The organism is Mesobacterium pallidum, from assembly GCF_019966535.1.
Classification (GTDB): Bacteria; Pseudomonadota; Alphaproteobacteria; order Rhodobacterales; family Rhodobacteraceae; genus Mesobacterium; species Mesobacterium pallidum.
In genome coordinates, this window is the sequence record NZ_JAIMID010000023.1 from 1 (window position 1) to 25,075 (window position 25,075).

Below are 25,075 nucleotides of genomic sequence, written 5' to 3' on the forward strand. Positions count from 1 at the left end.
GGATGCTGTCGCCCGTCGAGTTCGAACGGCAGCGGAAACTGAGAGCCGAAGGCGTCTAAGAAACGCGGGGCTATTCAGGCCGCCTTTCGGCTCAGCCCGCAACAGGTGCCCTCGGCCGTCATCCTGCAACTGGCCGGCGCGCATCCCTCGGGCGCGCTGCTGCGCTCGCGCTGGTGGCTGCACGGCGACGCGCCAGGCCCCATGGCCATCGCCATGGCCATGTCCCGCCACGCTCGGCGCCTCTTCACCCGGGTCCAGGGCAGCCTCATCGGCCCCGAGGCGCTGGCGGACCTCGCCTCCGGCCGCCGCCTGACCTTCGACATGCAAGCCCCGCCCAGTGCGGACCTGCGCGCGCCCTGACCAAACCTTCCAAAGACCCCGACCCACAACGCGGACCGGGCACCGCCCCGCGATGCCCGATCCCTCTTCATCTTGCCACTAAACTCCGGGGGACGTCGCCCATGGCGACGGGGGGCAGCGCCCCCATCCTCCCCGGCCAAGCCACGAGACGCCCGCTTTCCGCGCGCGCCCTGCCCCGCTCAGCCTTTCTTCATCTCTTCGATGGCGGCGTTCATCCGCGTCTGCGCCTCCTCGAAGACCTTCTGGTTGGCGTCCTTGGCGGCCTCGGCCATCTGCTTCATCAGGTCCAGCGCCGTCTCGACCGCCTTGGCGGTGGTGTCGGCGTTCTTGCCCATGGCATCGCTGCTCACCGGGCTTTCCATCTTGCCGGCGTAATCCTGCGCGGCCGAGGTCATCTGGGTGAAGATTTCCTGCTGCTTGGCCAGCATGTCCTTGTAGGTCTCGGCCGCCGACTTGTTGGCCTCGACCACCGCGTCGAAATTGCGCTTGTTCCTGTCCATGATGGCGGACATGTCCAAGCCCTGCATCGGGGCCATGCCCTTGAACTGCTCCATCATCTTGGACGGGTCGAACATCTGCTGCATCTGCGCAGGATCGAACATCTGGAACATCGCGGCGAACGGGTTCTCCGCTCCGGTTGTCTTCTTTGCCATGAGGCCTACTCCTTTCCACTTTGCGGGGCAGCGTAACACACCGCCCCGCATGGTCACCAATTACTTGCGCTTTTTCGGCGGCATGAGGTCGGTGATCGTGCCTTCGAACATTTCGGCGGCGAAATTGACCGTTTCGGACAGCGTCGGGTGCGGGTGGATGGTGTGACCAAGGTCCACCGCATCCGCCCCCATCTCGATGGCAAGGGCCACCTCGGCGATCAGGTCCCCAGCGTTGGGGCCGACGATGGCGGCGCCGATCACGCGGTCATCGTCTTCGTCGAAGATCACCTTGGTGATGCCTTCCGACCGGCCCAGCGACAGCGAGCGGCCCGATGCGGCCCAGGGGAAGACCCCCTTGCCGACGCGTCTGCCCTCGGCCTTGGCCTGGGTTTCGGTCATGCCGACCCAGGCGACCTCGGGGTCGGTATAGGCCACCGAAGGGATCACCTTGGCGTCGAAGTGCCGCTTGTGCCCGGCGGCAGCCTCGGCCGCGACCTTGCCCTCGTGCACCGCCTTGTGCGCCAGCATCGGCTGGCCGACCACGTCGCCGATGGCGAAGATGTGGCTTTGCCCGGTGCGCTGCTGGCTGTCGACGGCGATGAAGCCGCGCTCGTCCACCGACACGCCCGCCGCATCGGCGGCGATGATCTTGCCGTTGGGCTTGCGGCCCACGGCGACCAGCACCTTGTCGTAGATCGACGCGGAGGTTTCGCCCTTGTCGTCCTCGAAGGTCACCTTCAGCCCGTTCTTCTGGGCCTTCACCTCGGTGACCTTGGTCTTGAGCTTGATCTCTTCGTAGCGGCCCTCGATCCGCTTCATCAGCGGCTTGACGATGTCCTTGTCGCAACCGGGGATGATCTGGTCCATCAGCTCGACCACCGTGACTTTCGATCCCAGCGCATCGTAGACGCAGGCCATTTCCAGCCCGATGATCCCGCCGCCCAGCACCAGCAGCTTGCCCGGGATGTCCTCGAGTTCCAGCGCGCCGGTCGAGTCGATCACCCGCGGGTCGTCATGCGGCACGAAGGGCAGCGTCACCGGCTCGGAGCCGGCGGCGATGATGCATTGGTCGAAGCTGACGGTTTTCTTGGACCCGTCGTTGTCGACCTCGATCATGTGGCTGCCGGTAAAGCGGCCAAAGCCCTGCACCACCTGCACCTTGCGCGCCTTGGCAAGGCCGCCAAGGCCGCCGACCAGCTGGTCCACGACCCCCTGCTTGAAGCCGCGCACCTTGTCGAGGTCGACCATCGCCTTGCCGAAGCTGACGCCGTGATCGGCCATTTCCTCGGCCTCGGTCATGACCTTGGCGACGTGCAGCAGCGCCTTCGAGGGAATGCAGCCAACGTTCAGGCAAACCCCGCCCAGCGTCGGGTTCTTTTCGATCAGCGCGACCGAAAGGCCTAGGTCGGCGGCGCGGAAGGCCGCCGTGTAGCCGCCGGGGCCGGAGCCGAGCACCACGAGGTCCGCGTGGATGTCGCCCTTGACGCTGGCGCCCTGCACGGGCCTGGGCGTGTCGTCCGACTTGGCGGGCGCGCCGCCCGAGGGCTTGCTCTCTTCGGCCTTGGAGGCCTCGTCCCTGGCGGGGGCATCGCCTGCCCCCTCCGCTTCCATCACCAAGATGACGGTCCCTTCCGAGACCTTGTCGCCTTCGCTCACCTTGATCTCGGTGATCTTGCCCGCGGCGGGGCTCGGGACTTCCATCGTGGCCTTGTCGCTTTCGATCTCGATCAGCGGGTCTTCGGCGGCGACCACGTCGCCGACCGAGACCAGGACCGTGACCACGGGCACGTCGGTGAAATCACCGATATCGGGTACTTTGATATCCATATCGGTCACCTCACCACATCAGCTTGCGCATGTCGCCCAGCAGCGTCTTGAGCGTGACGCAGAACCGGGCCGCCAGCGCGCCATCGACGGCGCGGTGGTCATAGGACAGCGACAGGGGCTGCATCAGGCGCGGCTCAAATTCCGACCCGTTCCAGACCGGCGCCATCTTGGACCGCGTCAGACCGAGGATCGCCACCTCGGGCGCGTTGACGATCGGGGTGAAGGACGTGCCGCCGATCCCGCCCAACGACGAGATGGTGAAGGTCGCGCCCTGCATGTCCTTGGCCTTGAGGTTGCCGTCGCGCGCAGCCTTGCTGAGCTCCATCAACTCCTTGGAGATATCCACGAGGCCCTTGCGGTCGGCATCCTTGATCACCGGCACCATCAGCCCGTTCGGCGTGTCCGCCGCGAAGCCGATATTGTAGAAATCCTTCTTGATCAGCTTGTCGCCATCCGGGTGGATCGAGGAGTTGAACTCCCAATGCTGTTTCAGCGCCGAGACGCTGGCCTTGATGACAAAGGACAGAAGGGTCACGCGATAGCCGTCGTCCTTGGCCATCGTGTCCATTTCCTTGCGGTAGGTGTCCAGCTCGGTGATATCCGCCTCGTCGTTATGGGTGACGTGGGGGATGTTGAGCCAGGAGCGGTGCAGCGCGGGGCCCGAGATCTTCTTGATCCGCGACATTTCCACGGTTTCGACCGGGCCGAACTTGGAGAAATCCACGGCCGGGATCGGCGGGATGCCCATTCCGCCCTGCGCGGGCGCGCCGCCCGAGGCAGCCGGGGCTTTCTGCGCCTCGAAGAACTTGACCACGTCCTCGCGCAGGATGCGGCCCTTGCGGCCGGTCCCGTTGACCTTGTTGAGGTCGAGGTCCAGCTGGCGGGCAAAGGCACGGACGGAGGGTGAGGCATGGGCCTTGCCGAAATTGTCATCCGTCACGCCCGCCGGGGCCGCCTTGGGCGCCTCGGCTTTCGGCTGCTCTTTCGGCTCCTGCTTCGGCGCCTCGGCCTTCGGCTCTTCCTTGGGCGCGTCACCGGCGCCTTCGGCTTCGATCACCAGGATCACCGACCCTTCGGAGACCTTGTCGCCTTCGCTGACCTTGATCTCGACCACCTTGCCGGCGTGGGACGACGGTACTTCCATCGTCGCCTTGTCGCTTTCAAGCTCGACGATGGGGTCTTCGACGGCGATCGTGTCGCCGACGCTCACCAGCACCGTCACAACGGGCACATCGTTGAAATCGCCGATATCGGGGACTTTTACTTCGGTTGTCATATTCTCTGTCTCCCTCTCCCGATCACACCAGACGCGGGTTCGGCTTGTCGCCGTCGATGTCGTATTTGCTGAGCGCCTTCTCGAGGTCGCCCTTGGTGACCGCCCCGTCGCGGTAGAGGTCGACCATGGCCGCCGCCGCGATGTGGTTGGCATCCACCTCGAAGAACCGGCGCAGGTTCACCCGGCTGTCCGAGCGTCCGAACCCGTCCGTGCCAAGAACCGTGTACCGGTTCGGCACGCAGCCGCGGATCTGCTCGGCGTAGTTCTTCATGTAGTCGGTCGCCGCGATGATCGGCCCCTTGGCGTTCGCAAACTGCTGCGCCACGTAGCTGGTCTTTTCCTCGGCCAGCGGGTTGAGCCGGTTCCACCGCTTCACGTCCTGGCAATCGCGCGCCAGTTCGTTCAGCGAGGTCGCGGACCAGATGTCGGCGGTGACGCCGAAATCCTCGGCCAGCATCTCGGCCGCCTTCATGGCCTGCACCAGGATCGTGCCCGAACCCATGAGGTTGACGTGCTTCTTGCCGGGCTTGTCGGCCTTCTTGAGCCGGTAGAGGCCGCGGATGATGCCCTCCTCGGCGCCCATCGGCATGTCGGGGTGGGAATAGTTCTCGTTCATCAGGGTGATGTAGAAGAACACGTCCTCCTGGTCCGCGAACATGCGCTTGAGCCCGTGCTGGACGATCACCGCCACCTCGTGCTGGAAGGTCGGGTCGTAGCTGATGCAGTTCGGGATCGTGCCGGCCAGGATATGGCTGTGCCCGTCCTCGTGCTGCAGCCCCTCGCCGTTCAGCGTGGTCCGGCCCGCCGTGCCGCCCAGCATGAAGCCGCGCGCCCGGCTGTCGCCGGCGGCCCAGGCGAGGTCGCCGATCCGCTGGAAGCCGAACATCGAATAGTAGATGTAGAAGGGCACCATCGGCACGCCGTGGTTGGCGTAGCTGGTCGCAGCCGCGATCCAGTCGGCCATCGCGCCGGCCTCGTTGATGCCTTCCTGCAGCACCTGGCCGTCCGCGCTTTCCTTGTAATACATCATCTGGTCGCGGTCTTCGGGCGTGTAGTTCTGCCCCAGCGGGTTGTAGATGCCCACGGACCGGAACAGCCCCTCCATCCCGAAGGTGCGGCTTTCATCCGGCACGATCGGCACGACCTGCTTGCCGATCTTCTTGTCGCGCAGAAGCGTCGTCAGAACCCGGACAAAGGCCATGGTGGTGGAAATCTCGCGATCCCCCGTCCCTTCCAGCTGCGCCTTGAACGCGGTCAGCTCGGGGATTTCCAGCTTGGGCGCGTTTGCGTCCCGCTTGGGGAAGGACCCGCCCAGGTCGCGGCGCCGGTCGGCAAGATACGCCTTTTGCGCGTTGTTCAGGCTGACGAAGGGGATGTCCTTGTCCAGCTCCTCGTCGGTCACGGGGATCTTGAAGCGGTCCCGCATGGCCTTGAGCTGGTCCAGCTGCATCTTCTTCTGCTGGTGGGTGGTGTTTTGCCCCTCACCGGCCGTGCCCATGCCGTAGCCCTTGACCGTCTTGACCAGCAGCACGGTCGGCTGCTTTTCGGTCTTCGTCGCGCGCAGGAAGGCATTGTAGACCTTCTTGGGGTCGTGACCGCCCCGGCGCAGGGCCCAGATCTGGTCATCGGTCCAATCCTCGACCAGCGCCGCCGTTTCGGGGTACTTGCCAAAGAAATGCTTGCGGATGTAAGCGCCGTCCTTGGACTTGAACGTCTGGTAATCGCCGTCGATGGTTTCATCCATCAGCTGGCGCAACCGGCCGCTGGTGTCTTTCTCCAGCAGGTCGTCCCAGCCCTTGCCCCAGAGCAGCTTGATCACGTCCCAGCCGGCACCGCGGAAGTTGCCCTCGAGTTCCTGCACGATCTTCGAGTTGCCGCGCACCGGACCGTCGAGCCGTTGCAGGTTGCAGTTGACGACGAAGATCAGGTTGTCGAGCCCTTCGCGGGCAGCCAGCGCGATGGCGCCAAGGCTTTCCGGCTCGTCCATCTCGCCGTCGCCGAGGAAGGCCCAGACCTTGCGGTCGGCCGCGTCGATCAGGCCGCGGTTGTGCAGGTACTTCATGAACCGCGCCTGGTAGATCGCCATCAGGGGCCCGAGGCCCATCGAGACGGTCGGGAACTGCCAGTACTCGGGCATCAGCCAGGGGTGCGGGTAGGACGACAGACCGCCACCAGCGACCTCGGAGCGGAAGTTCTCCAGTTCTTCGACGCTGATCCGGCCTTCCATGAAGGAGCGGGCGTAGATGCCCGGCACGACGTGGCCCTGGAAGAACACCAGGTCGCCGCCGTGGATCGCGGATTTCGAGCGCCAGAAGTGGTTCAGACCGACATCATAAAGCGCGGCCGACGAGGCGAAGGACGCGATATGGCCACCGTATTCGCTGCTGACCTTGTTGCGCTTGACCACCGTGGCCATGGCGTTCCAGCGGTTGATGGTGCGGATGCGCCATTCCATTTCCGTGTCGCCGGGGATCTCGACCTCGTCGTCGGGGGAAATGGTGTTCTGGTAAGGCGTGGTCGCCGAAAAGGGCAGCGTGGCCCCGGCGGCCCGCGCCTGCTGAACCGCCTTGTCGAGAAGGAAATGCGCCCGGTTCGGCCCGTCCCGCTCGATCACGTCGGCGACGGCCTCCTGCCATTCCCGGGATTCGACCGGATCGATGTCTTCCTTGAAGTCCGCCATGTGGTCTCCCTTTGTCCACTTGCGGGATGGTTCAGCCTTAAACTTTTGCCGATCCACCCGTCAGCGCAGCGTTGCATCTGCCGCGACGTAACATAGTTGAGCGGGTGGAGCCATTGCGGGAAATGCATGACTTCCCTGCGCATAGCGCATGACGGCCCCGGCGCATAGTTCAAGGCTAAGCGTTTTCTCCTCATCCCGCTGGGGGATAGTATAGCGCAAAAACCCCCGGTGGACAGTCCACCGGGGGTTCTGAAAGCTCGGAATTTCGGGCTGGCGTCAGGCGCGCTCGGAATATTCCATGGTCTCGGTGTTAACGATGATGTCCTCGTCCTGGCCCACGAAGGGCGGCACCATGACCTTGACGCCGTTGTCCAGGATCGCCGGCTTGAAACTGTTGGCCGCGGTCTGGCCTTTGACGACCGGCTCGGTCTCGACGATCTTGCAGGTGACCTTTTGCGGCAGGGTCGCGTTCAGCGCCTCGCTCTCGTGGAATTCCACGAGGATGGTCATGCCGTCCTGCAGGAAGGGGCGGCGTTCGCCCAGGATGTCGGCCGGCAGCTCGACCTGGTCAAAGGTCTCGGTGTCCATGAAGGTCAGCATGCCGTCGGTTTCGTAGAGGAACTGCATGTCCTTTTGCTCGAGCCGGACGCGTTCCACCTTGTCGGCGCTGCGGAAACGTTCGTTCAGCTTGGAGCCGTTGCGCAGGTTCTTCATCTCGACCTGGGCAAAGGCGCCGCCCTTGCCGGGTTTCACGTGGTCGACCTTGACCGCAGCCCAGAGGCCGCCATTGTGCTCAATGACGTTGCCGGGGCGGATTTCGTTACCGTTGATCTTGGGCATGGACTCTGGCCTGATAAGTGGATCGGTTGCTGACCGGCTCTATACGGACCCGGGGCCCGCCGCACAAGTACGGAGAGAGAGATGGCGCGACGCTGCATCCTGCATGTGGGCCTGCCCAAGACCGGGTCGACCGCGTTGCAGGCTTCCCTGCACCGCGCCGCGCCGGACCTGCTGGCGCGCCACGGGATCGGTTACGCCACGGCGTTCGAGAACCATTCGGTCATCGGCGAGATCACGGGCAGGTCTTCGGACACCTCCCTGGCGGTGCGGCGCCGGCTCAGGCACCGGATTTGGGATGACGACGCCTTCCGCAACTACATGCAGGACAGCTTTGCCGCGCAGTTCGACCGCTCCGGCGCGGCGGTCGAGGTGATCTCGGGCGAGGGTCTGGGCCAGGGCTACACGGGCCCGGAGGTGGCACGGCTGGCCGAGTTCCTCGGCCGCTGGTTCGACGACATCCAGGTCTGCGCCTATGTCCGCCCGCCGCTCGAGCATTTCAACAGCCACGCTCAGCAGGTGCTGAAACGCGGCATGACCTTCGACGCGATCCGCGCCGAGGTCGCGGCCTTCATGGCGGACGAGATCCCGCCCGAGGACCGCTGTGTCGTCGCGCGGCCCATGGAGGGGCTGACACCCTACCTGGAGGCGTTCGGCGCCGTGACCCTGCGTGATGCCCGCCGCGCGGCGCTGACGGGCGGCGACGTGGTCGCGGATTTCTGCGTCACCTTTCTGGGGCAACCCGCCGCCGCGTTGGGGGTCGAAAGCCTGTCGGTCAACGAATCCGTCAATGCCACGGCCGCGCGGATGCTGGACGCGGTCAACCGGCAGGTCCCGGCCTCGATCGACGGCTATCCCAACCCGCTTCGGGCCCGCGGACTGCTGGGACAGCTGCGCGCCCTGCCCGGGCCTGCGCGCTTTATCATGCCGGGCATCGACTGGGCCGGACTGCGCGCGGCGACGCGGCCCCAGGTCGACTGGATGGCCGAGGTCTCGGGCGGCGCGGTGGATTTCACGGACGAGCCGTTGCCGGAGGCAGGACCCGACACGGGTGCGGATCCTGACCTCGACCAGATCGCGCGGCTGTTGAATGACGCGCTGCTCGAGGCGCAGGTGGTCAAGGCGCGGATGCGCATCCAGGCCGCCAGCTACCGGATCGAGGCCAGCGACACCCCCCTGCCCGATGCGGCCGAGGTGATCCGGCGCTCGGCTCCGTTCCTGTCGGACAGCCGGGAAAAGCTGCGCGCCGCGCGAACCTTGTTGCAGGGCGGCTACAGCGAAGACGCCGAAATCCTGTGCAACGAGATCGCCAACAGCGCCCCCGAGGCCGCAGAGCGGGGGGCGGCGCTGGACCTACTCCACAAGGTCCACAAGCGCTTTGCAATTGCGGCGAAATCTTGACCCGATCTTGAGATTTTCCGGTCAGACCCTAAGTGTCGATGGTCAAACCCGGCCTGACCGCAAATCTCGCGCTGCACATGCGAAAGGTTTGCGCAAAACGCATGGGAGGTATGCGATTTAGCGGTACCCGAATCGGATCCTTTGGTCCATAAGGGCATCCACGCCGAAATCGCAAGAGCAAGAATAAGGACGCGAGATGAATGATTTCGTAGATGGCACGGCTTACAACGCAGAGCAGGGTAACCGTGCACGCAAGCTTTTTGCCGCGGTGGTTCTGGCTGCTCTCGACGATGCCATCGCTGATGACAAGAAGTACGGCAATGGCCCGGAACAGATTGCCCGCTGGGCACGCTCGCGCGATGGGCGCGAGGTTCTGTCCTGTGCCGGAATCGACCCGAACGAGCGGGTTGTCACGGGGCTGATGGATTTTGTCGCCAAGGGCGTGCGCACCTCGGTCGCGCTGTCGCGCGAGGAAAGCGAACGTCGCCATGCCGCAGCCGCGGCCGAACAGGCCGAAGCCGCCTGATACCATCCGGGGTGCCGCAAGGTGCCGCTTGATGCTGCCCAAGATAGAGAAAGCCGCGCTGCAGACCCCTGCAGCGCGGCTTTTTCGCGTTGGCCCCCGGTCACGGTGTCCGAGGGAGCACAGCGTCAATCGAAATCCTGGCTGTTCAGCGCGCGGTGGATCTCGCGGCGGACGAGCTTGCGGACATTGCGGGTGATCCGCTCGCCCAGCGCGCCCTGCAATTCCTGCCGCACGATATCGGCGACCATCTCGCGCAGCGTTTCCTCGTCCAGCAGGTTGTCCTCGGCAAAGAGGTCGATGTCGTCATCCTCGTCGTCGCGGGCGGCGCTACCGTCGGACAGGTGCAGGCGTTGCTCGGTGCGGGCAAAGCCGGCGACATGGGGGGTGCTGGCCTGCGCCTCCTCGGCGAGGGCTTCATCCCGCCCTTCGGCCTCGTCCGAGGCGTCGACGGCGGCCGGCGCGTCCATCGGCTCGGACTGCGGCACGGCGGCTTCGGCGGGCGGCGCAAGCGGATCCACGTCCCACGCGTCGCCATGGTCTGGCGCAACGGTCGCCGCTTCGGCCTCCTGCGCCTCCTCTTCGGGCGGCAGTTCGACCGCGTCCTCGATGACGTACTCCGCCACGTCCTCGGCAAATGCCTCCGCCGCGTCCTCGTCCGCCTCGGTCTCACCGTCCCAGGCCGCCTCGGCCTGGTCCCATTCGGGTTCGTCCACCTGCGCTTCGACCTCGTCCCAATCGGGCGCGTCCACCTGCGCCTCGGAGGGGCCCTGGTCGTCCCACTCCATCGCTTCGACCGACTCGGCCACGTCATCCGCGCCGGCGTCCGGCTCCCAGTCTTCCTGGCGGTCGCCGATCAGCGCCTCGAGCTCGGCGATCTTTGCCTGAAGGGCGGATTGGCGCGGAAAGGACGGCTCGGCCTGTGCAGCCTCGGCCTCGGGCGCGGCGATCTCCGGCTCGTCATAGACCGACTCCTGCACCTCGGCGACATGGGTGTCGTCATCCCAGTCAAAGGGCGGCTCGTCCGTGTCGTCGTCGAATTCGAACTCGTCGTCGGCCCCGGCCGGCGCGCCGGACCAGCCGGCATCCAGCGCAGAGACATCCGTCTCGGACCCGTCGTCGTCAAGATCGACCGCCTCATCCTGCGCCTCGACCCGCAGGGCCGGCGTCAGGACCAGCTTCTCGGGCTCGGCCATGGCCGTTGACCCGTCGCCCCGACGGATGTCCTGCGACACCAGTCGACGGATCGACGAAAGAACGTCTTCGATTTCCGAGTTGGACGCGGATTCGGCCATGTTTTCCAGCCACTTCTATTGTTGCGCAGTGCTCTGCCCCGCCCAAGCATAGCCCGGGCGCGGGATTCCCACAACAGATGGGTCGAATTCTAGTCTTTACCGAGGGCCTTCAGGACACGGTCCAGGTCCTTGCCCTGGCGCGAGATCGTCGGCGCGTCCTTGACCAGGTTGTAATACTGCGCCGGGTCATAGCGCTGCACGTTCAGCCCCAGCCGATCTGTGGTCAGCAGGCCCATGGCCGACAACAGCGTATAGGCGGCGATGTATTCATCCGCCGAGGCGGTGATCAGCGTGGACCGGGCCGACAGCAGCTCCTGCTCGGCGTTCAGCACGTCGAGCGTGGTGCGCGCGCCCAGAGTCGCCTCTTCGCGGGTGCCGCGGAAGGCGACCTGCGCCGCCGCGATCTGGCGCGTGGCCGCGTCGCGGGCCGAGCGGGCGACCAGCAGTTGCGCCCAGGCGTTGCCGACGTTCTGCGCAACCTGGTGACGGGTCACGTGCAGCCCGCCCCGGGTGGCATCTCGCCGGGCGATGGCCTGGCGCAGCAGCGCCGACAGGCGCCCGCCCTGGTAGATCGGCCCACCGGCCTGGATCCCGACCGAGCCGGAATTCGTGTAGAACGGATCGTCGATGTCGCGCGACATGGCAAGGCGGCCGGTCATCGACACCGTCGGCTTCATCTGTGCCTCGGCGCGCATGATGGCCAGGTCCGCGGCGGCGACCTCGTGCTGGGCGCGCTTCATCTCGGGGTGGTTGCGAACACCCAACGCCTTGGCCGCATCCACGTTGTCCGAGGTCGCCGGCACACGGCTGGGCGGCACGAGGCCGCCGGGCTTGTTGCCGGTGACCGCGGCATATTCCTCGGCCGCGACGGCCAGGTCGCCCTGGGCTGCGGCAAGCTGCGCGCGCGAGGCGGCCAGCGCGGCCTCGGCCTGGGCGACGTCTGTGCGGGTCACCTCGCCCACCTCGAACCGGTCCCGCGCGGCGCGCAGTTCCTGGGTGATCAGGCGCAGGTTGTTCTCGCGCAGGGCCACGATCTCGTAGGCGCTGCGCACGTTCATGAAGGCGGTGACGGCCCGCAGCAACACCTGCTGCTCGACCGAGACCAGCGCCTCGCGCGTGGCCAGCACGCTTTCCTTGGCCGCGTCGATGCCGAATTGCGTGGCGCCGAAATCGTACAGCAGCAGCTCGGCGGTCAGCCCCAAGTCGATCTCGTTCGTGGCCGAGCGGGTCACGACCGATTGCCCCAGCGAATTGGCCGACTGGCTCGTGCCGAAACTGCGCGAGACCGAGCCGGTCCAGTTCAGGATCGGCCGCAGCGCCGCGATGGCGATGGCCACGTCCTCGTCGGCGGCGCGCAAAAGCGCGCGGTTCTGCTCAAGCAGGCCAGAGTGATTGTAGGCGCTGGCCATCGCATCGGCCAGCGTCTCTGCCGTTGCCGCCATGCCCGCGCCGATCGCGAGGGCCGAGGCCGTGACCAGGCCAAGGACCCGTTTTCCAAAAGGCATTCTTGCCATAACAACCCCCTGGGGCCCCGGGGCCCGCTCAATTGTCCTCACCGGCTTTCCTGCCCGGACGCGGGGATCCGCGTTACAGGGTGAAAGCCTGATGTTTTTCAAATCCGGGCATCACCGGGGCCCCCGCGTTGAACGCGAAGCGCCATGTGATGATGCCGTCGATCTTGTAGCCGATCCGCACGGTGCCCAATGCCCCTTCGGCAAAGAGCACGGCGATCCGGCCGCCTTCCTTCAACTGGTCGCAGATCGCATCGGGCAGATGCTCGACCGCGCCTTCGATCATGATCACGTCGTAGGGTCCGTGCTGCGGCGCGCCCTCGGCAAGCGGACCGCGGTGCACCGCCACGCTGTCGGCGCCCTGTTCCGACAGGGTCGACTCTGCCTCCTCGGCAAGGTCCTCGACCTCTTCGACGGCAACGACCGCCTCTGCCATCCGGGCGATCAGGGCCGCGGAATATCCCAGCCCGCAGCCGATATCGAGCGCCAGTTCGTCGCCGCGAATATCCAGAAAATCCAACATCTTGGCCAGGGTGCGCGGCTCGAGAACCACGCGGCTGCCGCCGAGGCTCACGTTCTCGCCGACATAGGCCGCCTCGCGCTGGGTCCGCGGCACGAAGGCCTCGCGCGGGACGGACAACATGGCGTCGATCACCGGGAACTTGGTCACGTCCGACGGGCGGACCTGGGTGTCGACCATCATGTTTCTACGGGCGGCGAAGTCAGTCATCGGAGCGGGCTCGCAATCGTGTCTTTGTACATGTCTTTGCCACAAGTCAGGGGCCTGGGCAACGGGCCTTCGTCCTTGAATGCGTTCACTTTGTCCCAAGCGCAACGCCCGGCGCCTCAGGGTGCAGCGCGAGGTGACGTCGACCCCGGGCGCTGCCCGTCCCGGCCATCGCGTGTCCGGGCCTGCCGGCGGACCGGTCCCGCACTGGCGCGGCCCCGCGGGCTGCCGGCTTCCGGAAGGGCTTGCGCGCGGCTTGGCGATGGTCTAAACGCCCGTCACCACCGCACGGCGGCGAGTTGGCGGAGTGGTGACGCAGCGGATTGCAAATCCGTGTACACCGGTTCGATTCCGGTACTCGCCTCCATCCTTTTCAAGCACTTACAGCGCACCTGAGTCACGACTCACCTCCATGGGTAACAGCATGGGTAACATTCTGTTTTTGTTCCGTTCTCATTCGCGGGCCTTCTGCGCCCGGATCGCACGCACCTTCTGGCGCACCGCTCGGGTGTAGTGCCGCACCATTTCGGGGCTCTGGCCGGTGACGGACGAGATAAGCTCATCGTCGCACCCGGCCTCGCAAAGCTCGACGGCCGTGTAGTAGCGCAGCGCGTGGATGTCGTGATCCACGGCGCCGATCTGGACGCGCGCCTTCATCATCGCATCGTGCGCGCCACGGTATGACCAGGCGCCGATCCCGCGCTCGTTGGTCAGGATCGTGAGGTTCTTCCGTTCTGCCTGCGCCAGGGCGGCCCGCAAGTCTTTAGTCAGCGGAAGCCACAGCTTCTTGCCGGTCTTCCCCTGCTTGACCTCGATGCCGCCATCCTTGATGTCGCCCCACTGCATCTTGAGAACGTCACCGATCCGCTGCCCGGTCCCGACCAGAAGCTCGAAGAGCAGTCGGACACGCAGGTCGTGCGGAAAGTCCTCGCGGAATGCCTTGACCCGATCCGCCGGCCACGGCTGGCGGTCCCGCTTTTCGTATTTCAATTCGGCGACATCCCGCGCCGGATTGCCGCCGGTCGGCAAAAGCCCCATATCAATGGCGTGCTCCAGCACAATTCGAAGCACCCGGAACCGATAATTCGCCTTGTGGGGCGTCTCCTTTTTCGCCCAGGCTTCCAGCCACGAAATGACATGCCGACGCTCAATGTTCTTTGGAGACAATTGGCCCAGCTTGTCGGAGATATAGGCTAGGTGCTTTTCGTAATCCTGACGGGTGCGCGGCTTCTTTTCCTGGAATTTCGCGTGGGCCATGTAATGCCGCACCACGGCCGCCATATCCCGGCCAGGCTTCACTGGTGTGCGTTCACCCAATAGCCGCTCACGCTCCTGGTGAAGGGCGAAGGGGATTGGCGCGCCTTCGGGAAACTGCGTCTCAAGAATGACCGTCCGAAACTTCGTCCCTACCCTCTTCTTAAAAAAAAGGATTCCGTCGCGCTCGCGGCGATAGATGTAGGGAGGAAGTTGCCGTTTCATGGGTCCACGAGGTCCGCTGGATTGATGCTTGCGTTCCCTGCCAGCGTATCACGGTTGTCTTCGACCGTCTCGATCCTGACCCCCTCATCGTTGAACGTTACCGCCACCCCGCGCACTTTGAGGCCTGCTTTACGGGCGGCCTTGATCAGGCGCGAGATGTCGGTTTCGTAGAAGCGGGCAGCGCTGGTCATTCTGCCCCCTCGTCCGCAAGATCGGCATTGGCGATCATCACGTCGATCCGAGCCAGGCGCTCGCTGGTGGCCGAAAGGTCCGCTACAGCCTCTCCGCGCAGCTCCATCAGACGATCAACGGAGGGGCCGCCGCAATTCAGAGCCTCGCGCACCTCGTCCAGCTGCATGCCGAGAAAGGTGAATGTCTGGATGTCCAGCATCCTTTTCACATGCGACTGGTCGTAGCGGCGCGACCGACCAGCGCCGCGCGCCGGCTCAATCAGGCCCTTCTCTTCGTAGTAGCGAAGCGTGCGATTGGACACGTTGAACATGCCGGCCATGTCACGGATGGTGAGGCTTTTCGCCATTCTCGTTGCTCCTTTGGTACTGCGGGCGCACGCGCCCTTCTTCGAGGTTCATGTGTCCCTGGTCCGTCTCCACGCGGGCCCCTTCCTTGTAGACAGTGATGACCGCGCCGGCCGGGGAGATGACCGGGTAGATGCGCTGGCCGGTCTCCAGCACCATGGTCCCGATCCAGCATCGATCGCGCGACCATGCGACCACAGGGACGGTGCCATCGCGCAGAGCGCCATTGATCTGGCGCTTGACCATGCGCGGCGGGATGCCCTTCACGCGCTGCTTGATGCGCTGGACTGCATGATCCGTGACCATGTTCGTTTCAGCATCCTTGAAGTACCCGGTGAACATCGGTCAGACCTGCCTCAGTGCTGGATGAACGCGATGGGGGTGTCGCCGGCCCAGCAGAGCCCGCAGGAGCCGCAATGGGTGGCCTTCTGCGGAGCGTCGATGCTGTCCCGCTGCTCGGGGCAGACGGTGGCGCCGGCGATGGTCTGCTTGGTCGTCGGGAAGTCGATGACATCGGCGCCCCACGGCCCGCCTGTGCCCGAGTGCCGGATCATGAACCGGCCCGGGTAGGCCTCGCGGATCGCGCCGATGGCGAGCCCCATCTTGGTCCTGGGCTTGTGGGCGGTGAAGCCGAACACATGCAGGCCGGGGTTCGCTTCGATCTGCTCGTGCCAGAAGGCCACGTAATTCTCGTTCGCGAAATCGCCCAGGATGTGCAGCCGGATCAGGATGGTGCCGTGCAGGTCGCACAGAGCCCGGATCGAGCCGGCAAGCGCGCGGCAGAAATCCGGCGTGAGGCGCCAGCGGGTGACCTTCTCCATGCTGTTGCCATAGCAACTGCGCCACATCGCGCAGCTGGTCGGGCAGGTCTTCCGCTCTTCCAGCGTCAGCGTGAAGATGCGGGCGCCCCGCAGGCGCCCCTTGGTGACGACGCCGCCAATCTTGGCATTCATCTCGCCGCCCTTGAGGATGGCGTCTCCGTCCATGTAGCGCCACGTCTTGACGGTTTTCGGGTAGACAGTGCCCTTGGCATCGGCCGGCGCAAGCCGGTTTACTTGGCCTGTCGGAACGACGCCCTCCATGAAACGCCGCCTGTCGCGCAGTTCATCCACCAAGCCGCGGCGCTTTTGGTTTGACGTCCGTCGCGCCCTGTCGGCCTTGCTGCGGCGTTTGGCACCATCTGGGCCGCGCTCCAGCGCGCGCAGGTCGTGCAGCAGCGTATCGAAGTCGATGCCCAACTTCTCGGCGACCTCTTCGACGGATTCACCGTCATCGAGGCACATGTCGAGCATCGCGCGGCGGATCCGATCAACGAAAACGCCTGCGCCTGGTGTGTGGGTCGTGGTGGCCATGTCCTTCACGTCTCGTCTCCTACGGTCGGCGCTCGACGGCGCCGTTCAGCTTCTTCTTGAGGCTGCTGTTGCGTGACCCGCCCAGCGGGCGGGATGCGATCTTGCGCCGGGGCTTCTGGCGGCCCTCGTCAGTATCGGCAGCACGTCGCTCGGCGCGGGCGACCTTCGCCATCGCGCGCCTGTCGGCTTTCGTCTTCTTGGCGTGGCAGGCCTTGTGGACCGCAAAGAGGTTGTCGCGGGTATCGGTGCCCCCGAGGCCGAGGGCATGGCCGTGGTCCACCTCCAGGGGCTCAGCCTCGCCGTTCTTCGCCCGGGCCAGGTTGATGACCTCGCCGCAGAGCGGGCAGATGTTGGCCTGCGCCGCGAGAATGTCGCGGCGCTGCCCGGCGGTGATGGTCCGGCGCGCGGTCATGCCGCCACCCTCCCGCCGGGCGTGACCGGCAGCACGGGCGCCGGCTTTGGCCCCCGGCGGTGTCCGGTGAAGCCGATCAGACAGCCGTCTTCGCCGACCTGGCCGTCGAGATAGTGGCGCCCGTCGCCGCATTGGACGAAGAGGCCGCCTTGCGCGTCGGCCTGCACCAGCTTTTCGCCGGCCACCATGCAGCCGAAGCCGGAATCCGCGACGAGGATGTCGCCCGCCGCCACCTGGCCGAAAAGAATGCCTTGGGTCATGTTGTTGCCTCTCGCGCAGGGTTATCGAGCGCACGCAGAAGGTTGCGACTACGGATCGCGCGCATCGCCATGCTCAGCTGCCAGCTTCCAGCCCATCCGGGGTGGACGCGCTGGCCGGTGTTGCGGATGATGATGTAGCGACCACTTTCGATCAGGTCGGCCAGCTCGCCCATCGTCTCGATGGGCGGGCCTTCGATGTACTTCTTGGGTTGCCCTCTAGGCATCCATCTGCCCCTGCCCCTTGGCCTCGGCCAAAGCCTCGTCCACCTCGGACATGAGGCGCTCGTGAAGGCGCGCATCCTCGACCTTCATGCGGTCCAGCGCCTCGGCGTGATCGCGCATCGCGGCCTTGATGTCCTTGCCGGTCACGATGGCCTCGGCGATGATCGAGTAGGTGTGGTTGTGCGGGTTGGAGAGATTGCGCAGCGCATCGCGCGCCTCGGCATAGGCGGCCCGGGCCTTCTTCTGGTCCTCGGGGCTCAGCTTCTCGGCGTCCTTTGCGGCCTCCTTCAATTCCGCCCCATCCGTGGCGGCCCAGATCGCGGCCTCGACGGTTTCGAGCGTGACCGCCGGCGCCTCGTCTTTCTTGCGCGTGGTCTTCACCTTGTCGCGCAGCGCGGCGGACTTGTTGAGCGGCTTGGTCGGCTCGCGCTCGGTCACCTCGTCATCGGGCGGAGTGATGTCGCGGGGCTCGACCGGCATGTCCTGCGCCTCTTCGGCGACATGCATGCCCTTGAGGACATCGGGAAAGCCGTCGCGCAGGGCGAAGCCACGCGCGCGCATCTGGAGCATGCGCTTGGGATACTGTTGCCACGGCCCCTGCTTGCCGGCCAGGCCGGCGGTCTTGGCGTCTTGCCAGGTGAACTCGCGGACCAAGGCGTCCTGACCCTTGCGCTTCACGGTGCAGGTCGCGCGCCACTCCTCCTGCGGGCCCTCCGCGTAGATGTCCTCGTTCATGTATTCGAGCAGGCCGGATGCGCGCACCAGGGCGATGACCGCATCCCCCCAGAGCGAGGGCCGCCCGTTGATGACGGCGATGTTCTGCATAGCCTGCAGCGGCGGGAGGCCGACCTCGGCGCCCCACTGGATCGCGATGAGGCAGTTGCCGGGGTTCCGCTGGTAATCCTTGGGCACGAGGCTGCTGTTGGCCAGCAGGTCGGCGGCTTTCAGTGCCGATTCCAGCATCGATGGGTCGAACATGCCCAGCGGGCTCTGCATCTGCTGCGGCTGGCTCAGCGCGGCGGCGCCGGGCTGCATGGTCTGGAGGTTGCTCATGGATTGTGTCTCCTGTGAATGAAGGGGTGTCAGTAACGGCCGGGTTTCGCCGGGGGGATTTTTCCGTCCGGGCCAGCAAGCGAGGCCATGCCTTCGATCACCTCGTGAGCCTGAATGCCGAGGCGATCCGCCGCGACCTGCGCCAGAAACTCGGTCGAAGAGTCGTCGCCGAACTCGTCCTCTGCGTCCTCGAACGCTTCGTTGCATTCTTGGGGTGTGGCCATGCGCTCCACCTTTCAGATGGCAGGCCGCAGGACGCGGGTGCTGCTGGTGGTGGAGCATGCTTCGAAGATGTCGGGATGCTCGGCGCGCAGGCGCTTGGAATCGACGCGGGTGCTGGATTGCTCCTTCCACGTCGCCAGCTTTTCGCCTGCGTGATAGATCGCCTCGGCGTCCTGGAACTCCGTGACGATCTTGACCTTGAGGGCTTCGGCTTCCGTTTCGAGGGCCTTGATCTTGGACTTGACGTCCACGTAGTCCTGCACCGCGTGGAAGGTCTCAACGCCGACGACGAACTGCTTGTCTTTCAGGTGGCGGGGCCAGCGGTGCATGGCGTCCGCGACCGACTGCGGATCCGGCGCGATCTTCTGCTGGACCAGCTGCCAGAACTCGTCCGCAGCCTCGAGCATGTCGGCGAAGACCTCATTGTCGCGCTGGACGGTGTAGATGCGGTAATCGTTGCCGCCGATCAGGACGGCCAGGTCCACGACATCGGCCCCGGTGATGCCGGCGTACCATTGCATCTGGAGCAGGTAGTAGTCGGGCACATCGTCGGTGCCTGCCTCGCCCCATTTCGAGGACGCGAAGGCCATGGAGGTCTTGCATTCGAGCAGGCGGTCGGTGGTCAGCCGGTTGTCGCGCCACCGGACGTTGCCGGCGATTTCAGGGTTGATGACGGCGCGATCGATGTTCGCCACGGCGAAATCGCATTCCGGGTGGCGCAGCAGCGCGTTGACGCGCTGGACCTTGCGATCAGTCCGGCGGGCGTATTCGTCAGCGACCAGAGGCTCGAGCTTGTGACCCCAATAGAGCAGCGGGCTATCGGGATCGAGGGGCTCCTTCTGGCCCAGCTTGTCGAGCCAGACATCGTAGGGCGTCGACCAAGGGCTGAGTCCGAGAACGGCGGCGATGTCCGAGCCTCCGATGCCGCTGCGGCGGCGCGCAAGCCATTCTTCTTCGGTGCTGTCGAGCATGAGAAATCCTGTTCCGTGAGTGGTGTTGGTCGTGAGTGATGGCGCCCGGCGCGGGCTAAAGGGAGGAGGAAGCCCGCGCCGGGCTGGCCGCGCCGCCGGGAGGAGGATGGCGGCGGGATGGGTTGCGGGCGCTACCAGGCGGCGCGCCCGTTTTCGATCTGGTAGAGGGTGTTGGCATGGCGCGCCGCGTAAGTCGGCAGCACGCTCCAAAGGATGCAGAGCAGCAGCATCGCCATGCTGACCCACAAGCCGCCGGCGTAGAGCCGGGCCATGACGCGACTGCGTGTGAAGCGGCGATCTTCGGCCGCGCGCTCGTCTTGCATTTGGGAGATGGTCTTCATGCGCGCTTCCCCAATGCCTTGAGGAAGAAGTTGGCGAAGGCGCGAACGTGACTGCTCTCGCCGTGGCGGGAAAGCGTCTTGGCGGCGCCCTCGACCTCTTCTCGGGAGTGATGACCCGGATTATTCAGGACGCCTCGCGCATCCCGAAGCGCCTGATCGCGCTGCTGTGCGATGTGGTGGATCGGCAAAGGTTCGGCCTCCTGAGTGGGTGGGTGACGGCGGGGAATGCCGTCGCGACAAGGGCACCCTACGTCTGATTATTCAGACGGTCAACAGACTTGTATCCGATTAATCATATGAAAAATTGCTTGCGCGGAGACAGTGGTGCGCTAAGCGCTTGAATTGATGGCACCGCTCAGGTGGAAGGAATGGAGGCAGCGATGCGAGATTTGGTGGAGCAATGACGATAGTCGAGAAGGGCCTGATCATGGGGCGCCTGGGGGCTTCGCTGAAATCGCGGGGCATTGACGTGCGCGAGGTGGTTGATTTCGGCGAGGTGTCCGAGATCGTCAGGAGAGCCGGCAAACCCTACCTGACGCCATTCTCGTCGCCGGACTTCAACGATTTCACGTCCGAGAACGTGCTGTGGCTGGTCGGCGAGCGGGAGGGCGAGCCGGCATTCATTGGGTGCGCGCGCCTTGAAGCCATCGGGGCGGAACACATCGAGAGCTGGTGGTCCAGGGTATTTGGTAGGGCTTATGCGCCCGGCCAGACGCCGATCCTGAACAACGTCCGGCCGAATGTTGCGCGAGAGCTTAGGGGGCGCATCGTCTACTTCGGCGACCTCTACGTGGCGCCCAAAATGCGCGGATCGCGTGAAGCTTTGCGCACCTTTGTCGCGCTCGGGCACATCGCGGTTTCCCTGAAATGGGATCCGGATTGGACCTACTGTTTCTTACGTGAGCGGGACATTTTGCGCGGTGCGGCCGCCATCTACGGCTTCACCAGGAATTTTGGCCGACCTTTCGACTGGCTGCGCGATCCGCCTGCACCGAGACAGGCAAGCGAGAGACTGGTCGCATTGCCAAGGGAAGACTTGATGCAAGTCGCGGAGCTGGCCGCCCAGGCAGTCGGCTCACACGACGAGAAGTGAGAAATTCAGGATACTCCGATTTCCAGTAACGTCCTGGACACACAACAATGTGCGAACGAACTCAATGCGCACCCTGACAGGCTTGTTTGGCATCTGAACATCCAGCGCTTCCAATGTAACGAGGGTGCCACGATGGCCAGCCATAGCGTAGTCCGTCACCCAGCGACGTCGCAGGCCGTCATCCGTCACAAGGTCCAGGGCTTGCTGCAGGGTTTCGAGATTGTTCTCACCCATCGTCAACGCCGAAAGGCTGCGAGCCCCAACCTCAATCACATGCAGTCCGCCATCTTCATAGGTCGGCACATTGTAGCGGTCAGCGCGATCCAGAAAATCTGCAAATGCCTCGATCCTCGCCCCGGATTTTGCGTGCAAACGCAGCAGCCCATCGGCGGTGAGGTTCTCGTGCAACCCTTCAATCTGCGCCCGCATTGCGCTTGAAGCATGATCGATAAGTGCTTGGTCGCCAACCTTCAAGGATTGGGGGTGGATGCGGCCATGCCCAGCGAGATAGTCGAGGGTCACGCCCAGCAATCGCGCGATGCGGGCCATTGCAAACAGCCCGGGACCAGCCTTCGAATGATCAAGACGCTCATCGCCGAGGATGTTGCGGATCGTATTGATGCCAAGCCCGGCGTCAACCGCAAGCTGCCCCTTGTTCTTTCGATACTGGTCCGACCGCTCAATTGCGGCCGCCAGTCGCTCTCGGAAACCTTGCATTTCAGGGCCTCACCTAAATTCAGTAATTACTTGTAGTAACCTTGACGCGAAGATGCAAGCACAGCTTTACTTGGCGTTGTTTTATTCAAGCAGCGCAATCAGGGGTAGGTATGAAGGTGAGACTAGCCGCCCGCATCCTTTTGGGGATGCGCGAAGAAGATATTGCCGACCTGATTATGAATCTTCGGCGTTCGGCGTCCGCTGGAGAAGCGTCATCATCGCCGGAAGGATCGAAGGATCTTTCTCAACCATCTCAAACAGTTCCCGCATCTTTGGCGAAAGATCGACGCCAAACAAAACGTAGGGGAGACTGATTCCGTTCTGAGAGCACACCCTGGCAAGCCGCCCAAGCTGAGGCTCATGATCGGATGTCAGCATCGAATGCACATATCCCGCAGGCAAACCTGCGGCCAGCGATGCCGCCCTGTACGAAATTCCGCGCTCATTGAGCGCGTCTGTCATGCGCTTGCGGAGCGCGTCGAGGTCAAAATCGTCTGCCATGGATGCATTATCCGATGAATCGGATAAACGTGCACGTACTACATTTCAGACATTGATTATCTGATACTTCGGATATACGCAGGGAGCATGGCACACTCTCCCTCCGGCTGGCTGACCGAGCCAGACACATCAACCCAGAAACACGCCCAAGACCTGCTGAAGCGGTTCGACGCCTTCTGCAGCAACCGCGGCTGGTCCGACAGTTACTTTGCCAAGCAGGCGGGTGTCGATGACTCGACCATTGCCCGGCTTCGCGATACCGGCCGGGTCACATTGGCCATCGTCGTTAGGCTGGAACGCAGCCTCGCGGAAATGGAAAAGGGCGTGGCGAAGTAGCCATGCCCGGTTGTGCATTCCCACCCCCCGCCGAATGCGGACCCTCAATAGCTAGAGCAGCGCGTCGTGCTCATGTATGTGTCATGCCGGCACGTCCAGTTGGTTGGAGCTTGAGTGCCCGGCGCCCGGTATGTCGGCCGCGCGTTCTCGCTGTAGGAATTCAGCGCATTGGAAATGCCCACGCCGATTTGTTGTTGAGCCTCGATCCGGCGCTGATCCATGTCCTGCATGCATTGCGCGAACGGCGTGGTGCCAGGCGCGTAGCCGTAGCCCGCGCACTTGGCCTCGTCCTGCGCGACCTGCGCCGACCGCTGTTCTTCGGACACGACACAGCCGCTCAGCGTCAAGACGGCGGCGAGTATCAAGGTCGTCGATTTCATAGCTTTCCTCTCCTACCAGCCGCAGACTTCAATCACAGGCGCGATCCGCCGAGCGGATCGTGTCCCCGAGAGATCGAAGACAGCCGTGACGTCGCTGTCGAAATGCGGCCAGCGCACCGCGATTTTTCGGGCGCGAGACAACTCTCCGGCAATGCCGTAGGCATTTCCGTCCACCCCTGTCCTGATCGAGGATTCATCGTTCGGCCAGAACGGTATGTCCATCGGATCATCGCTGTCGGTTCTGATTGTCACAGGAAAGAGGGACGGAAGATCAGGGTCAATACCGCAGGACAGATGAAGTGCCATCCGCAGTTCCTCTGCGACACAGCCGAGGATGATCATCGCGGAGCCAAACTTGCCGTTACCGCAATGGACGACATCCGCAGTGTTCGCAAAGGCGAAGAACGCACGTTCATCGGTGATCGGATCGATGTCGTAGACCGGCTCTTCCCACCCCTGCGCGGCGACCTGGGCAGCCGCTATGGCCGCTGCCAACACCCCCAAAACCAGCTTCATCGAATCCCTCCTGCAAATCCATGCGGGAACGATAGCACAACAACGAAGGTCCGGTAGATCATGTCGCGCGACCACGGACGCCTGAAATCCAGCCTGCACCGCTCCAAGAAGTGGCGTGCAATTCTCCCTGCCTGTGGCGATGACCGCGCCAAGGCGCGCCTGGCGAAACTGGTCTACACCTATCTCCACACCAGCGGAATCGGGAACGCCATCGGCTGTTTCGTGGTTCCGCCAGCTATGGCTGCTGTCGAAATGCAGGAGCCGGCAGACGAGATTGCCGAGGCCTACGAGGTTTTGGAAAGGGTTGGTCTGATCCGATACGACCCTTCCGAGGAGCTCGTAATGCTGCGCGGCTTCATGGATCACAACCCGATCACCGGGACCAGCCACCTCACAGCAACCCTGCGCGCGGTCCAGAGCCTGCCGGAATCCCCCGCTCTGTTCGCCGCCGCAGTGGACGTGCTGGCCGCTGCAATGCTCCGGTTCCATTCCTGGAAGGCGGAATTGCGGGACCGGATGGATACGCCGGAGTCACGTCGAACGAAGCCACAAGCTGATGCGATTGAGAGGCTTCAATCCAACATCGGTTACTTCGCTGAAAACGTGCGGAAAACTTTGAGGGATGAAGATATTGCCCAAGCTGTTCCTCGCCTGCGGCCAGACCTCGCGACAGTACTGTCAACAGAGCTAAGCATAGCACTGCCGACAGTCGTTTATACAGAGACAGAGACTAATACAGAGACAGAAAAAGAGACACAGACGGAGACACAGACGGAGACGGAGACACAGACGGAGACGAGCACTCCCGGAAACATTGACCCCGAATCCTACATCCGCGACCTCAACGCCCGTGCTGGCCCACCTCGGAAGCGCCTGCCATGAGAGCCGTCCTGTCCGCTGACCGCACCACCTTCACGCTCGCCGGCCCCAACTGGCGCGAGACGTGCCCTGTGTCCGATCTGCCCGGTCGCCTCGCGCTCTACCGCGCCCTCCGCGACCGCCGGGACGGCGCCTATGCCCACCACTACGCCAAGACCGTTCGCGCCCTGGAGGGCGTTCAACACCGACTGGAGAAGGAATCTCGATCATGCTGAAACCCCTCGCCATCATCGCCGCCTTGGCACCGGCAGCCGCCCAGGCAACATGCGGGCCGCATCGCGACGTTGCGGAGCGACTGACGCAGGAATGGGGCGAGCAAGTCATCGCCGCCGGAGTCTACGAACACAGCCAGACCGGCCGCCTCATGATGGTCGAGGTCTGGGCCGCAGAGAGCGGCAGCTTCACGATCATCAGCCGCAACGCCGAAGGCACCGCCTGCATGATCGTCTCCGGGCAGATGCTCACCATCACGCCGCTCAAGACCGGCGAGGAGGGCTGAGCCATGACCAGCGAAGAGTTCCACAAGCGCGTCCGCGCCATCTGCGACGAGCTGATCGAGGCGGGCCACCACTACCGGGAGCAACTGGCCGTCCTGGCAAACGAAATCGATCAAGCGCTGGCGGAAGACCCCGAAGCCCTCGACCCGGATTTCGTGGACATCACGTTCAAACACGAGGCCGCGCGCGTCACGCGTGCCCTCGAGCGAGACTGAGGA

Annotated in this window: 34 protein-coding genes, 1 tRNA gene and 1 pseudogene; 12 read left to right on the top strand and 24 right to left on the bottom strand. The window is 64.3% G+C overall.

The window, feature by feature from the left end; genetic code table 11:
- The first annotated feature begins 105 nt into the window (after nt 1-105).
- Nucleotides 106-360 (top strand): hypothetical protein, encoded by a 255-nt coding sequence (locus MF270_RS23790; RefSeq protein WP_238368236.1) that lies wholly within the window; start codon nt 106-108, stop codon nt 358-360.
- Between the two features lie 179 nt (nt 361-539).
- Here MF270_RS23790 and MF270_RS23795 read toward each other — a convergent pair whose 3' ends face one another.
- From MF270_RS23795 to efp, 5 genes and pseudogenes are all read right to left on the bottom strand, one after another.
- Nucleotides 540-1,013 carry a phasin family protein gene (locus MF270_RS23795; RefSeq protein WP_238368237.1) on the bottom strand — a complete coding sequence of 158 codons (474 nt, stop codon included), beginning with the start codon at nt 1,011-1,013 and terminating at the stop codon, nt 540-542.
- Nucleotides 1,014-1,073: 60 nt separating this feature from the next.
- Entirely contained in the window at nt 1,074-2,840 is a 1,767-nt protein-coding gene (gene lpdA / locus MF270_RS23800) for a dihydrolipoyl dehydrogenase (protein WP_238368238.1), read from the bottom strand.
- 10 nt (nt 2,841-2,850) lie between these two features.
- Nucleotides 2,851-4,122, bottom strand: a pseudogene (gene aceF / locus MF270_RS23805) (dihydrolipoyllysine-residue acetyltransferase); the annotation flags it as partial.
- Nucleotides 4,123-4,138: 16 nt separating this feature from the next.
- A complete protein-coding gene (gene aceE / locus MF270_RS23810) occupies nt 4,139-6,796 on the bottom strand; it encodes a pyruvate dehydrogenase (acetyl-transferring), homodimeric type (protein ID WP_238368239.1) in 2,658 nt (885 codons plus the stop codon).
- A 276-nt stretch (nt 6,797-7,072) separates the two neighbouring features.
- Nucleotides 7,073-7,636 carry an elongation factor P gene (efp, locus tag MF270_RS23815; protein ID WP_238368240.1) on the bottom strand — a complete coding sequence of 188 codons (564 nt, stop codon included), beginning with the start codon at nt 7,634-7,636 and terminating at the stop codon, nt 7,073-7,075.
- Nucleotides 7,637-7,717: 81 nt separating this feature from the next.
- Between efp and MF270_RS23820 the strand changes: the two genes are divergently transcribed.
- Nucleotides 7,718-9,034, top strand: coding sequence for a hypothetical protein (locus MF270_RS23820; protein WP_238368241.1), 1,317 nt, complete (start codon nt 7,718-7,720; stop codon nt 9,032-9,034).
- Nucleotides 9,035-9,230: 196 nt separating this feature from the next.
- A complete protein-coding gene (locus MF270_RS23825; protein WP_238368242.1) occupies nt 9,231-9,560 on the top strand; it encodes a DUF6280 family protein in 330 nt (109 codons plus the stop codon).
- Between the two features lie 125 nt (nt 9,561-9,685).
- Here MF270_RS23825 and MF270_RS23830 read toward each other — a convergent pair whose 3' ends face one another.
- From MF270_RS23830 to MF270_RS23840, 3 genes are all read right to left on the bottom strand, one after another.
- Nucleotides 9,686-10,852: a hypothetical protein gene (locus tag MF270_RS23830; protein WP_238368243.1), complete on the bottom strand. Its 1,167-nt coding sequence runs from the start codon at nt 10,850-10,852 to the stop codon at nt 9,686-9,688.
- A gap of 89 nt (nt 10,853-10,941) precedes the next feature.
- Entirely contained in the window at nt 10,942-12,357 is a 1,416-nt protein-coding gene (locus tag MF270_RS23835) for a TolC family outer membrane protein (RefSeq protein ID WP_238368244.1), read from the bottom strand.
- 82 nt (nt 12,358-12,439) lie between these two features.
- Complete coding sequence (locus MF270_RS23840; RefSeq protein ID WP_238368245.1) at nt 12,440-13,093, bottom strand: protein-L-isoaspartate O-methyltransferase family protein; 654 nt, start codon at nt 13,091-13,093, stop codon at nt 12,440-12,442.
- A gap of 290 nt (nt 13,094-13,383) precedes the next feature.
- On the opposite strand from MF270_RS23840, the gene MF270_RS23845 reads away from it, so the two are divergent.
- Nucleotides 13,384-13,457, top strand: a tRNA-Cys gene (locus tag MF270_RS23845).
- An 86-nt stretch (nt 13,458-13,543) separates the two neighbouring features.
- On the opposite strand, the gene MF270_RS23850 is transcribed toward MF270_RS23845, so the two are convergent.
- The 12 genes from MF270_RS23850 to MF270_RS23905 form a co-directional block, all read right to left on the bottom strand.
- Nucleotides 13,544-14,569 carry a site-specific integrase gene (locus MF270_RS23850; RefSeq protein WP_238368246.1) on the bottom strand — a complete coding sequence of 342 codons (1,026 nt, stop codon included), beginning with the start codon at nt 14,567-14,569 and terminating at the stop codon, nt 13,544-13,546.
- Nucleotides 14,566-14,760 (bottom strand): hypothetical protein, encoded by a 195-nt coding sequence (locus tag MF270_RS23855; protein ID WP_238368247.1) that lies wholly within the window; start codon nt 14,758-14,760, stop codon nt 14,566-14,568. Before MF270_RS23855 ends, MF270_RS23850 begins: the two co-directional genes overlap by 4 nt.
- A complete protein-coding gene (locus MF270_RS23860) occupies nt 14,757-15,107 on the bottom strand; it encodes a MerR family transcriptional regulator (RefSeq protein ID WP_238368248.1) in 351 nt (116 codons plus the stop codon). The genes MF270_RS23855 and MF270_RS23860 overlap by 4 nt, the downstream gene beginning before the upstream one ends.
- A complete protein-coding gene (locus MF270_RS23865; protein ID WP_238368249.1) occupies nt 15,082-15,447 on the bottom strand; it encodes a hypothetical protein in 366 nt (121 codons plus the stop codon). The genes MF270_RS23860 and MF270_RS23865 overlap by 26 nt, the downstream gene beginning before the upstream one ends.
- Nucleotides 15,448-15,461: 14 nt before the next feature.
- A complete protein-coding gene (locus MF270_RS23870; RefSeq protein WP_238368250.1) occupies nt 15,462-16,466 on the bottom strand; it encodes a winged helix-turn-helix domain-containing protein in 1,005 nt (334 codons plus the stop codon).
- 10 nt (nt 16,467-16,476) lie between these two features.
- Nucleotides 16,477-16,869, bottom strand: coding sequence for an HNH endonuclease (locus MF270_RS23875; protein WP_238368251.1), 393 nt, complete (start codon nt 16,867-16,869; stop codon nt 16,477-16,479).
- Entirely contained in the window at nt 16,866-17,129 is a 264-nt protein-coding gene (locus MF270_RS23880; protein ID WP_238368252.1) for a hypothetical protein, read from the bottom strand. Before MF270_RS23880 ends, MF270_RS23875 begins: the two co-directional genes overlap by 4 nt.
- Nucleotides 17,126-17,353: a hypothetical protein gene (locus MF270_RS23885; protein WP_238368253.1), complete on the bottom strand. Its 228-nt coding sequence runs from the start codon at nt 17,351-17,353 to the stop codon at nt 17,126-17,128. Before MF270_RS23885 ends, MF270_RS23880 begins: the two co-directional genes overlap by 4 nt.
- Nucleotides 17,346-18,404, bottom strand: coding sequence for a recombinase RecT (locus MF270_RS23890; RefSeq protein ID WP_238368254.1), 1,059 nt, complete (start codon nt 18,402-18,404; stop codon nt 17,346-17,348). Before MF270_RS23890 ends, MF270_RS23885 begins: the two co-directional genes overlap by 8 nt.
- Nucleotides 18,405-18,433: 29 nt before the next feature.
- Nucleotides 18,434-18,628 carry a hypothetical protein gene (locus MF270_RS23895; protein WP_238368255.1) on the bottom strand — a complete coding sequence of 65 codons (195 nt, stop codon included), beginning with the start codon at nt 18,626-18,628 and terminating at the stop codon, nt 18,434-18,436.
- A gap of 12 nt (nt 18,629-18,640) precedes the next feature.
- Nucleotides 18,641-19,597 (bottom strand): YqaJ viral recombinase family nuclease, encoded by a 957-nt coding sequence (locus MF270_RS23900; protein ID WP_238368256.1) that lies wholly within the window; start codon nt 19,595-19,597, stop codon nt 18,641-18,643.
- A gap of 131 nt (nt 19,598-19,728) precedes the next feature.
- On the bottom strand, nt 19,729-19,938 hold the full coding sequence (locus MF270_RS23905; RefSeq protein ID WP_238368257.1) for a hypothetical protein: 210 nt from the start codon (nt 19,936-19,938) through the stop codon (nt 19,729-19,731).
- A 47-nt stretch (nt 19,939-19,985) separates the two neighbouring features.
- Between MF270_RS23905 and MF270_RS23910 the strand changes: the two genes are divergently transcribed.
- Nucleotides 19,986-20,195, top strand: coding sequence for a hypothetical protein (locus MF270_RS23910; protein WP_238368258.1), 210 nt, complete (start codon nt 19,986-19,988; stop codon nt 20,193-20,195).
- Nucleotides 20,196-20,338: 143 nt separating this feature from the next.
- Nucleotides 20,339-21,031, top strand: coding sequence for a hypothetical protein (locus MF270_RS23915; protein WP_238368259.1), 693 nt, complete (start codon nt 20,339-20,341; stop codon nt 21,029-21,031).
- Here MF270_RS23915 and MF270_RS23920 read toward each other — a convergent pair.
- Nucleotides 21,014-21,580: a hypothetical protein gene (locus MF270_RS23920; RefSeq protein WP_238368260.1), complete on the bottom strand. Its 567-nt coding sequence runs from the start codon at nt 21,578-21,580 to the stop codon at nt 21,014-21,016. The two genes, MF270_RS23915 and MF270_RS23920, sit on opposite strands and share 18 nt — an antisense overlap.
- Nucleotides 21,581-21,607: 27 nt before the next feature.
- On the opposite strand from MF270_RS23920, the gene MF270_RS23925 reads away from it, so the two are divergent.
- The gene (locus MF270_RS23925; RefSeq protein WP_238368261.1) at nt 21,608-21,784 is read left to right on the top strand and encodes a hypothetical protein; all 177 of its coding nucleotides are present in this window, start codon (nt 21,608-21,610) and stop codon (nt 21,782-21,784) included.
- Between the two features lie 138 nt (nt 21,785-21,922).
- Here the strand turns inward: MF270_RS23925 and MF270_RS23930 are convergent, their stop codons facing one another.
- On the bottom strand, nt 21,923-22,249 hold the full coding sequence (locus MF270_RS23930; protein WP_238368262.1) for a hypothetical protein: 327 nt from the start codon (nt 22,247-22,249) through the stop codon (nt 21,923-21,925).
- An 87-nt stretch (nt 22,250-22,336) separates the two neighbouring features.
- Here MF270_RS23930 and MF270_RS23935 point away from each other — a divergent pair, with 87 nt between their 5' ends.
- Nucleotides 22,337-22,585 carry a hypothetical protein gene (locus MF270_RS23935; protein ID WP_238368263.1) on the top strand — a complete coding sequence of 83 codons (249 nt, stop codon included), beginning with the start codon at nt 22,337-22,339 and terminating at the stop codon, nt 22,583-22,585.
- A gap of 44 nt (nt 22,586-22,629) precedes the next feature.
- Here MF270_RS23935 and MF270_RS23940 read toward each other — a convergent pair whose 3' ends face one another.
- Nucleotides 22,630-22,965: a hypothetical protein gene (locus MF270_RS23940; RefSeq protein WP_238368264.1), complete on the bottom strand. Its 336-nt coding sequence runs from the start codon at nt 22,963-22,965 to the stop codon at nt 22,630-22,632.
- 12 nt (nt 22,966-22,977) lie between these two features.
- On the bottom strand, nt 22,978-23,481 hold the full coding sequence (locus tag MF270_RS23945; protein WP_238368265.1) for a hypothetical protein: 504 nt from the start codon (nt 23,479-23,481) through the stop codon (nt 22,978-22,980).
- Between the two features lie 60 nt (nt 23,482-23,541).
- On the opposite strand from MF270_RS23945, the gene MF270_RS23950 reads away from it, so the two are divergent.
- From MF270_RS23950 to MF270_RS23965, 4 genes are read left to right on the top strand one after another with little or no spacing between them, the layout of a single operon-like run.
- Nucleotides 23,542-24,363, top strand: coding sequence for a hypothetical protein (locus MF270_RS23950; RefSeq protein ID WP_238368266.1), 822 nt, complete (start codon nt 23,542-23,544; stop codon nt 24,361-24,363).
- Nucleotides 24,360-24,575: a hypothetical protein gene (locus MF270_RS23955; RefSeq protein WP_238368267.1), complete on the top strand. Its 216-nt coding sequence runs from the start codon at nt 24,360-24,362 to the stop codon at nt 24,573-24,575. The genes MF270_RS23950 and MF270_RS23955 overlap by 4 nt, the downstream gene beginning before the upstream one ends.
- Nucleotides 24,569-24,859, top strand: coding sequence for a hypothetical protein (locus MF270_RS23960; RefSeq protein WP_238368268.1), 291 nt, complete (start codon nt 24,569-24,571; stop codon nt 24,857-24,859). Before MF270_RS23955 ends, MF270_RS23960 begins: the two co-directional genes overlap by 7 nt.
- 3 nt (nt 24,860-24,862) lie before the next feature.
- Entirely contained in the window at nt 24,863-25,072 is a 210-nt protein-coding gene (locus MF270_RS23965; protein WP_238368269.1) for a hypothetical protein, read from the top strand.
- The last annotated feature ends 3 nt before the right edge of the window (nt 25,073-25,075 follow it).

Bases quoted from the DNA above. Each gene is read 5' to 3' on its own strand.
- MF270_RS23795 (WP_238368237.1), bottom strand. From the start codon at position 1,013: ATGGCAAAGAAGACAACCGGAGCGGAGAACCCGTTCGCCGCGATGTTC.
- lpdA (WP_238368238.1), bottom strand. From the start codon at position 2,840: ATGGATATCAAAGTACCCGATATCGGTGATTTCACCGACGTGCCCGTG.
- aceE (WP_238368239.1), bottom strand. From the start codon at position 6,796: ATGGCGGACTTCAAGGAAGACATCGATCCGGTCGAATCCCGGGAATGG.
- efp (WP_238368240.1), bottom strand. From the start codon at position 7,636: ATGCCCAAGATCAACGGTAACGAAATCCGCCCCGGCAACGTCATTGAG.
- MF270_RS23820 (WP_238368241.1), top strand. From the start codon at position 7,718: ATGGCGCGACGCTGCATCCTGCATGTGGGCCTGCCCAAGACCGGGTCG.
- MF270_RS23825 (WP_238368242.1), top strand. From the start codon at position 9,231: ATGAATGATTTCGTAGATGGCACGGCTTACAACGCAGAGCAGGGTAAC.
- MF270_RS23830 (WP_238368243.1), bottom strand. From the start codon at position 10,852: ATGGCCGAATCCGCGTCCAACTCGGAAATCGAAGACGTTCTTTCGTCG.
- MF270_RS23835 (WP_238368244.1), bottom strand. From the start codon at position 12,357: ATGCCTTTTGGAAAACGGGTCCTTGGCCTGGTCACGGCCTCGGCCCTC.
- MF270_RS23840 (WP_238368245.1), bottom strand. From the start codon at position 13,093: ATGACTGACTTCGCCGCCCGTAGAAACATGATGGTCGACACCCAGGTC.
- MF270_RS23850 (WP_238368246.1), bottom strand. From the start codon at position 14,569: ATGAAACGGCAACTTCCTCCCTACATCTATCGCCGCGAGCGCGACGGA.
- MF270_RS23855 (WP_238368247.1), bottom strand. From the start codon at position 14,760: ATGACCAGCGCTGCCCGCTTCTACGAAACCGACATCTCGCGCCTGATC.
- MF270_RS23860 (WP_238368248.1), bottom strand. From the start codon at position 15,107: ATGGCGAAAAGCCTCACCATCCGTGACATGGCCGGCATGTTCAACGTG.
- MF270_RS23865 (WP_238368249.1), bottom strand. From the start codon at position 15,447: ATGTTCACCGGGTACTTCAAGGATGCTGAAACGAACATGGTCACGGAT.
- MF270_RS23875 (WP_238368251.1), bottom strand. From the start codon at position 16,869: ATGACCGCGCGCCGGACCATCACCGCCGGGCAGCGCCGCGACATTCTC.
- MF270_RS23880 (WP_238368252.1), bottom strand. From the start codon at position 17,129: ATGACCCAAGGCATTCTTTTCGGCCAGGTGGCGGCGGGCGACATCCTC.
- MF270_RS23885 (WP_238368253.1), bottom strand. From the start codon at position 17,353: ATGCCTAGAGGGCAACCCAAGAAGTACATCGAAGGCCCGCCCATCGAG.
- MF270_RS23890 (WP_238368254.1), bottom strand. From the start codon at position 18,404: ATGAGCAACCTCCAGACCATGCAGCCCGGCGCCGCCGCGCTGAGCCAG.
- MF270_RS23895 (WP_238368255.1), bottom strand. From the start codon at position 18,628: ATGGCCACACCCCAAGAATGCAACGAAGCGTTCGAGGACGCAGAGGAC.
- MF270_RS23900 (WP_238368256.1), bottom strand. From the start codon at position 19,597: ATGCTCGACAGCACCGAAGAAGAATGGCTTGCGCGCCGCCGCAGCGGC.
- MF270_RS23905 (WP_238368257.1), bottom strand. From the start codon at position 19,938: ATGAAGACCATCTCCCAAATGCAAGACGAGCGCGCGGCCGAAGATCGC.
- MF270_RS23915 (WP_238368259.1), top strand. From the start codon at position 20,339: ATGACGATAGTCGAGAAGGGCCTGATCATGGGGCGCCTGGGGGCTTCG.
- MF270_RS23920 (WP_238368260.1), bottom strand. From the start codon at position 21,580: ATGGCCCGCATCGCGCGATTGCTGGGCGTGACCCTCGACTATCTCGCT.
- MF270_RS23925 (WP_238368261.1), top strand. From the start codon at position 21,608: ATGATCAAGACGCTCATCGCCGAGGATGTTGCGGATCGTATTGATGCC.
- MF270_RS23930 (WP_238368262.1), bottom strand. From the start codon at position 22,249: ATGGCAGACGATTTTGACCTCGACGCGCTCCGCAAGCGCATGACAGAC.
- MF270_RS23935 (WP_238368263.1), top strand. From the start codon at position 22,337: ATGGCACACTCTCCCTCCGGCTGGCTGACCGAGCCAGACACATCAACC.
- MF270_RS23940 (WP_238368264.1), bottom strand. From the start codon at position 22,965: ATGAAATCGACGACCTTGATACTCGCCGCCGTCTTGACGCTGAGCGGC.
- MF270_RS23945 (WP_238368265.1), bottom strand. From the start codon at position 23,481: ATGAAGCTGGTTTTGGGGGTGTTGGCAGCGGCCATAGCGGCTGCCCAG.
- MF270_RS23950 (WP_238368266.1), top strand. From the start codon at position 23,542: ATGTCGCGCGACCACGGACGCCTGAAATCCAGCCTGCACCGCTCCAAG.
- MF270_RS23955 (WP_238368267.1), top strand. From the start codon at position 24,360: ATGAGAGCCGTCCTGTCCGCTGACCGCACCACCTTCACGCTCGCCGGC.
- MF270_RS23960 (WP_238368268.1), top strand. From the start codon at position 24,569: ATGCTGAAACCCCTCGCCATCATCGCCGCCTTGGCACCGGCAGCCGCC.
- MF270_RS23965 (WP_238368269.1), top strand. From the start codon at position 24,863: ATGACCAGCGAAGAGTTCCACAAGCGCGTCCGCGCCATCTGCGACGAG.